Genomic DNA, 6,560 nt, shown 5'->3' with positions numbered 1-6,560 from the left:
ACCTCCGCACAGTTGAGTAGGGCTGTAAAAGCTGATGAAATCAGCGTAGTAGAGCCCACTCAACCACTGCGTCTTGCTCGACAATCCAAAAACAATTGAGAGGCTAGGACTTTTGTCCCAGCCTCTTTTTCTTTGTTTATGGTAAGATGGCAATGGCACGGACAGGTGAACCAGTTGCCTTGTCCCAGTGAGGGAAAGCAATCGAAATCAAAGAACCTACAGCTGGAACTTGGTCCAATTGGTTCAAGACTTCAACTTGGTAGATATTTTGTTCCAAGAGGTAGTATTCATTGACCAAGCCATGCTCTGCTGCTGGAATACCTGCATCGGTATCAAAGGTTTCATGACCCACAGCCTTAACATGGCGTTCATGAATCAAGAATTCCAAGGCTTCACGGCTCCATCCTGGACTTTGTTGAACACCATTTTCATCAAGATTGCGCATAGCATCTTGATCTGGCCAACGTTTTGACCAATCACTACGGAAGGCAACAAAAGCACCCTCAGCAATTTGTCCATGCTCTGCCTCAAAGTCTAAGATATCTTGTTTGCTCAAGATAAAGTTTGGATTGGCAGCAACTTCTTTAGACTTGTCGATAACATAAAGTGGCAAGAGGAGATCTTTGAGGTCAATCTCATCCAACCAACGACCCCCTTCTACAAAGTGAATCGGTGCATCAATATGCGTTCCGTATTGACCAACCACTGTAAATTTTTGAACATGGAAACCATCTTTTAATGTGAAAAGATCTTCTTGTTGCAAAGCAGGAAGGGCTGGGAAGTGTGGACTTTCCGCATTGATTTGGTGACTCAAGTCCACCCATTTTTTAGCTTGCAATTCTTTATAAATACTTAGTAAATCTGACATGTTTCTTCCTCCTTATTCGCCCCAAACTTCAGCGACAATTTCCTTAATCAAACCTATTTTTTTCCATTGGTCTTCTTCTGTCAAAATGTTTCCTTCTTCTGTCGAAGCAAAGCCACACTGAGTAGACAGGTAAAGATTTTCCAAAGGTACATACTGACTTGCTTCTTTAATACGAGCAATCACTTCGTCCTTGTTCTCCAATTGACCACTCTTAGATGTCAAGAGGCCTAATACCACACCTTTTCCAGGAGTTACTTCTGCAAGTGGTTCAAAACCACCAGCCCGATCAGTATCAAACTCTAGGAAGTAAGCATTGACTGCTTCTTCTCCAAGGAGTTCTTTGGCAATCGGCGCATAGCCACCTGATGAAGCCCAAGTAGAATGGAAGTTCCCACGACAAACGTGCGTATTGACGGTCAAACCAGCTGGAACATGTTGGTAGACATCGTTGTTAAAGGTCAAGAAGAGATCAGCGAGTTCTCGGCGAACCTCATCTTTTGACTTGCCTTGAGCTGCTCCCCAAGCCGTCAAGAAATTATCATCTACCAAGACACCCCAAGTACAATCATCTACTTGAAGAGTCCGAAGACCTGCATCATACAAATCTTGAATCACTTGAAGATAGGCTTGCTTGATGTCTAAACGAACAGCCGCAAAATCAGGATAGATGGTATTCAATTGTTCTACATGTTCTGCATCACGGATCAATTCAAAATAGAATTGCGCAGGAGCTGGAATGGTATATTTAGCCTCTACACCATCTACATCTGCCACAAGATCCCGCAAGAACTTGTAATGCTCTACAAATGGATGATTGGCTCCTGTGATTTTTCCAACGACAAGTGCTGAGTCCGCCTTGGTTGTTTCATCATGGAATTGATAACCTTGAGCAGCTTGGACATGGTCAATGCCCCCAAAGCCCCAGAAGAAATCCAAATGCCAATAAGCTCGGCGGAATTCTCCATCAGTTACTGACTTCAGACCAGCGGCAATTTCTTTTTCAACGAGGTCACGAATCGCCTGATCTTCTACTTTTGTTAAGTCAGCCTGACTGATTTTTCCAGCTGCGAAATCTTCACGAGCTTGAACCAAAGCTGCTGGACGAAGAAATGAACCAACATGGTCTACGCGATAAGGTGCATGTGTATGTGTCAATATGATTCCCTCTTTCCTATAAGTTTTACATTAATTCATCAATGCAACCATTATAGCAGTCCAACACCTGACAAACAAGGGTTTGGGATAATCTAATATCTTTGATATCTATATAGCCTTAGACTATAACAAAAAAAGAAGTCCTTGAAGGACCCTTTTTCTTAATTTTTAAATGCATCGAGCATGACTTGAAACTCTTCGTTCGTGAGTGTAATGCCTTTTCCCATCTTTGTATGGTCGGGACTCCAGGTCCGGATATCATACTTAGCAGGAGCACCATTAAAACTCACACGGTTCAATTCTTTGGTCCAACCCTTGTCATTTTCTGACAAGACCAGTAAATGTTCTTCGATTTGGAATGAAAATTCTGTCATTTCACGACTCCTTTCTTGCCTTCTCATCTCTAATATTCGTAAATCATTTACAAAATCGTTGAAATTATCTATAATATATTGTATCAAGTTATGGAGAATTTAGCTATGAAAAAATTTCTCGAGATCGTTAAAGACCGAGCAAATGAATTTTTCAATGGAAAAGTCAATACCCCTGCCCCATTAGAAGATGAGAGAATTATTGACATCATTCAACAAGCATTGCGAAAAAAACAAGGGGTACATGTTATTTTTTCAAACAAGAGTTTTACAGGCGATATTGTCAAGTATGACCAAGAACGCCGACAACTGATCGTGAAAAATTTTAAAAAGAGTATGTCCACGATTATTCGGATTTCTGAAATCCAGAAAATCAGTTTGGTCCCCAATAACATTCGCATCGCCCAACAAAAAGGAGAGGTTTAACCCTCTCTTTTTTTGTTACACTCGAACGGTTTTACTTGCCCCATCTTTTGAGTAGAGATTGATTAAACCTTCCTGGCAAGAACGAATCATATCTCCTGGCTTGACTTCTTGTGGGACAGTGATCGTGAGAAGTTCCATCGGATTTGGTGCGCGATCAATCTTCACTCCATCCTTATCATGCAAGTCTTGGATCTGGCATTCAAAATGACGGAAGCCTGGTCCGTAGAATTCCACTTGGTCGCCTTCATTGATGACATTCCGTTGGCGAATCGTCGCAGTCATGGTAGATGGATCAAAGTCCACCACTTCTCCTACAAATTTGTATTGAGGAATCTTACGACGTGCCCCAAACAGTTGTTCATTTTCAGTCGGTGTTTGGTAGTAGAATCCAGTTGCTAATTCACGTTGAGCAACCTTCCACAATTCATTGATCAAATCATCCTTGATGGCATAAAAGGCTTCTGGACTTTCCATATAGGCATCACAAGCTGCCTTGTAACAGTTGGCTACTGTTGATACGTAATGGACAGATTTCATCCGGCCTTCGATCTTCAAACTATCAACCCCATTATCAATCATGTCTGGAATATTTTCGATCATACACATGTCCACGGCTGACATAGAGTATTCTTCTGGGACTTGCCCCTTGATACTCTTGCGTTCTTGACCAAATGGCATATCGTAGAGATCGTATTTCCAACGACAAGATTGAGAACAACCACCACGGTTGGCATCCCGGTCAGACATGTGGTTAGAAAGGGTACAACGACCGGAATAGGAAATACACATGGCTCCATGAACGAAGGCTTCGATCTCAAGATCGGTACGCTTACGGATCTCTGCCAACTCTTCCATGGATACCTCACGGGCCAAGACGACACGGGTCAAGCCATATTCTTTCCAGAAATGAAAGGTCTCCACATTGGTTGCAGAAGCTTGCGTAGACAAGTGAATATTGAGTCCAGGTGCATAGGTTGCACAGATTTCAATCAAGGCCGGGTCTGAGACGATCACGGCATCAAGGCCCATATCCCGCAATTCACGGAACCACTCACCAGCCCCTTGTTCATTTCCCTCATGGGTTACCATGTTCGAAGCGACGTGTACATCTACGCCACGTGCATGAGCATATTCGATACCTTCACGAAGCTCATCCATGGTGAAGTTTCCGGCACGGCTACGCAAACCATAGGCCTGTCCACCAACGAACACAGCGTCTGCCCCATAATTAACGGCAACTTTTAATTTTTCTAATGTTCCAGCAGGTACCAAGACCTCTGGACGTTTTTTTGTATTTGTCATGTTTTCTCCAATTTACAAGATTGTCGATATAATGAATAGCCTCTTCGTTCCCTGAAAAAGGAAAACTCACAAACGAAGAAGCCCTAGTTTTTTTTTTATTTTACACGATCTGGTTCATAATCATAGAAACCAGTATCCAAACCACGATTAGCTGGATGCAATTTGCGAATTTCTTCATCAAACAGATAGGCTTGATCCTGTGTAAATGTTCCTTTTTGAATCAAATCACGGGCCTTGACAAAGTACTCTGTAATCTTGACAAAGTTTTCACCCGGACAGTAGACACCATCGAGTTTCCAATGATCAAAGCCATGTTCTACCAACTCAGACAATTTGGTCATCATATTCAAGTCATTGTTTGAGAAGATATGGGTTCCATGTTTGTCCTCGTAGACTGAATAATGAGAATTGGGATCTCCTGGTTCTGCTAAGAACAGATCGCGATCTTTGGTCACAGATTCTTCTGTCTTGATAAAGTTGTAATAATTCTGAAGAAGAGGTCGTTTCGAATGGTGGATAATGCTAGCACCATAGACCAAGACTTCTGCTGGAATCTGAAGATTCTCAGCCATTACGAATAATTCGGCAGATGGAATCTCACGAGCCAAAACAGCTTCAGAAGCTCCTGCTTGTTTTCCCCAGAAGTTGATCTGGCGGCTAGAAGTGACCATGGTTGAGGCATCGTAGATGGTTTTGAATGGATAGCCATCTCGTTTCAAGACATAAAAAACGCCCGCATCTCCGACAGTAATATAATCAGCCTGAATTTCCTTTAGAAAATCTAGGAAAGGCTTGATTGAATCCATCATCGATTGGTGCATGAGTGCATTTACAGCTACTGTCAATTCTTTGCCAGCAGCATGGACCAGTTGGGCAATTCGATTTATTTCGTCATAGCTTAAAGTTTGAGGCAATCGTAATCCGTAATCTTTTTCACCGACATAGATTCGGTCAACCCCTGCATCAATCAGGGCTTGCGCTTGCTCAACACTCTCTGCTGTTGCTGTAATAATAATATTTTTCATAGAACCATTATAACAAAAATTCCGATATTCTAGAAAAATTTATTCATTTTGTAAAATTTGTAACATTTTTGTAACATTTATATACCTGAATTCATGATAGAATAATAGAGTACTGTTAGGAGAGAGAAAATGCCCGTAAGAAATTTAAGACACTATGATGAAGAATTCGATTATATCGAATTAACCAAACAAACCCAAGAAACCCCTATTCAGGACTATGCTCCTGAAGTTGAACCCGCACCTCAATTAAGTGAATTGCTATATTTTTTAAATATTGCTATTTTCTGTGTGTTGACGGTTGTATTTAGTTTTGTCTTTTTAGCAACGAAAATGAATACCTTCTTTGCGTTTGCTTTAGCGATTGGTTCTAGCTTTGCTAGTATTCAAGGGTTCCGAATTTACTACAATAAACGAAAAAAATAAAAATCAGGTTTGCCTGATTTTTTTATTTACTCGAATTTTATTAATTGAAATAACAGTTGGAAGACAAAACTTAACTGCCAATTTCCATCTTACCTTCCAAAAAAAATGAGGCTCAGTGAGCCTCATTTTTTTATACTTCTTTTGTTTCTTCTTCAGCTGCTTCTTCAGAATCTTTTTCATCCAACTCTAACACGATGTCTTCTGATTCTGTTTGTTTGCGAATGGATTGAACCAAGTCATTGCCCCTTAGATTTTCTTTTTGAAGTTTATCCTTAAATGAGTGATAGACTTCTTGAGATTTTTCAACCACATCTTGCGTCTTTTCTTTGACAGATTCCAAAACAGTTCCTGTCGTAATTTCTCCAGAACCAACTTTTTCTTTGGTTTGTTGGATCACTTCTGCTGCTTGTTTTGAAACATCCTTAGCAGTTTGTTTCACCGATTCATGTACTTCTTGAGGATCTTCTTGATAATCTTTTACGAAGCGCACCACTTTTTTAGTGACTTTCTTTCCTTGCTCTGTTGATAAATAGTAGGCTGCTGAAGCACCTGAAATCACACCAATTAATAAACTAGATAAACGTCCCATATTCTTCCTCGATTCTATTTAAATAATTTTGAAGCCATCTTAATCGCTTTTAATCCGATAGAGGCTTTCACTGTTTTTTCACCAGCTGACACCGCTTTGACACTCAATTGACGGGCTTGATCATTCAAATCTGAAACAGACTCTGAAAGATCCGCCACGGCTGTAAAGAGTGGGTCAATCGTTGCAACTTTTTGATTCAAATCATCCGTTAAAACATTGACTTTTGCCAATAGATCATTGGTCTGATGCAAGGTGACATTGACATCTGATGTCAAAACTTGGATCGTTTTTTGCGTCTCATCTACAACTTTTCCAATCTTTGAGAGGAAAAAAATCATATAAATGACAAGCGCTACTAAGGCAAGGCCTAAGAGGCCGTATGCAATTTCAATAAACATATA

9 protein-coding genes are annotated in these 6,560 nt (G+C 40.7%); 2 read left to right on the top strand and 7 right to left on the bottom strand.

Annotation, left to right across the window (positions count from 1 at the left end; genetic code table 11):
* Positions 1-136 precede the first annotated feature (136 nt).
* From PCY11_RS10440 to PCY11_RS10430, 3 genes are all read right to left on the bottom strand, one after another.
* Complete coding sequence (locus PCY11_RS10440) at positions 137-868, bottom strand: cyclase family protein (RefSeq protein WP_003008090.1); 732 nt, start codon at positions 866-868, stop codon at positions 137-139.
* 12 nt (positions 869-880) lie between these two features.
* Entirely contained in the window at positions 881-2,023 is a 1,143-nt protein-coding gene (locus tag PCY11_RS10435) for a 5-methyltetrahydropteroyltriglutamate--homocysteine S-methyltransferase (protein WP_070846014.1), read from the bottom strand.
* Positions 2,024-2,184: 161 nt separating this feature from the next.
* Positions 2,185-2,397 (bottom strand): YdbC family protein, encoded by a 213-nt coding sequence (locus PCY11_RS10430; RefSeq protein WP_049515359.1) that lies wholly within the window; start codon positions 2,395-2,397, stop codon positions 2,185-2,187.
* A 90-nt stretch (positions 2,398-2,487) separates the two neighbouring features.
* On the opposite strand from PCY11_RS10430, the gene PCY11_RS10425 reads away from it, so the two are divergent.
* Positions 2,488-2,820 carry a hypothetical protein gene (locus PCY11_RS10425; RefSeq protein WP_070588806.1) on the top strand — a complete coding sequence of 111 codons (333 nt, stop codon included), beginning with the start codon at positions 2,488-2,490 and terminating at the stop codon, positions 2,818-2,820.
* 15 nt (positions 2,821-2,835) lie between these two features.
* Here the strand turns inward: PCY11_RS10425 and PCY11_RS10420 are convergent, their stop codons facing one another.
* Entirely contained in the window at positions 2,836-4,122 is a 1,287-nt protein-coding gene (locus tag PCY11_RS10420; RefSeq protein WP_003002878.1) for a U32 family peptidase, read from the bottom strand.
* A gap of 95 nt (positions 4,123-4,217) precedes the next feature.
* Positions 4,218-5,147, bottom strand: a complete 930-nt coding sequence (locus tag PCY11_RS10415; RefSeq protein ID WP_045759685.1) for a peptidase U32 family protein — start codon at positions 5,145-5,147, stop codon at positions 4,218-4,220.
* A gap of 129 nt (positions 5,148-5,276) precedes the next feature.
* Between PCY11_RS10415 and PCY11_RS10410 the strand changes: the two genes are divergently transcribed.
* A complete protein-coding gene (locus PCY11_RS10410) occupies positions 5,277-5,570 on the top strand; it encodes a DUF3270 family protein (RefSeq protein WP_003015629.1) in 294 nt (97 codons plus the stop codon).
* 130 nt (positions 5,571-5,700) lie between these two features.
* On the opposite strand, the gene PCY11_RS10405 is transcribed toward PCY11_RS10410, so the two are convergent.
* Both PCY11_RS10405 and PCY11_RS10400 read right to left on the bottom strand, forming a co-directional pair.
* A complete protein-coding gene (locus PCY11_RS10405; RefSeq protein ID WP_070846012.1) occupies positions 5,701-6,159 on the bottom strand; it encodes a YtxH domain-containing protein in 459 nt (152 codons plus the stop codon).
* Between the two features lie 14 nt (positions 6,160-6,173).
* A complete protein-coding gene (locus PCY11_RS10400) occupies positions 6,174-6,557 on the bottom strand; it encodes a DUF948 domain-containing protein (RefSeq protein WP_003008109.1) in 384 nt (127 codons plus the stop codon).
* Positions 6,558-6,560 lie beyond the last annotated feature (3 nt).

The sequence above is a fragment of the Streptococcus sp. SP8 genome, from assembly GCF_030440045.1.
GTDB classification, from domain to species: Bacteria; Bacillota; Bacilli; order Lactobacillales; family Streptococcaceae; genus Streptococcus; species Streptococcus parasanguinis_I.
This window is presented reverse-complemented; position numbering and strand designations above follow the sequence as displayed.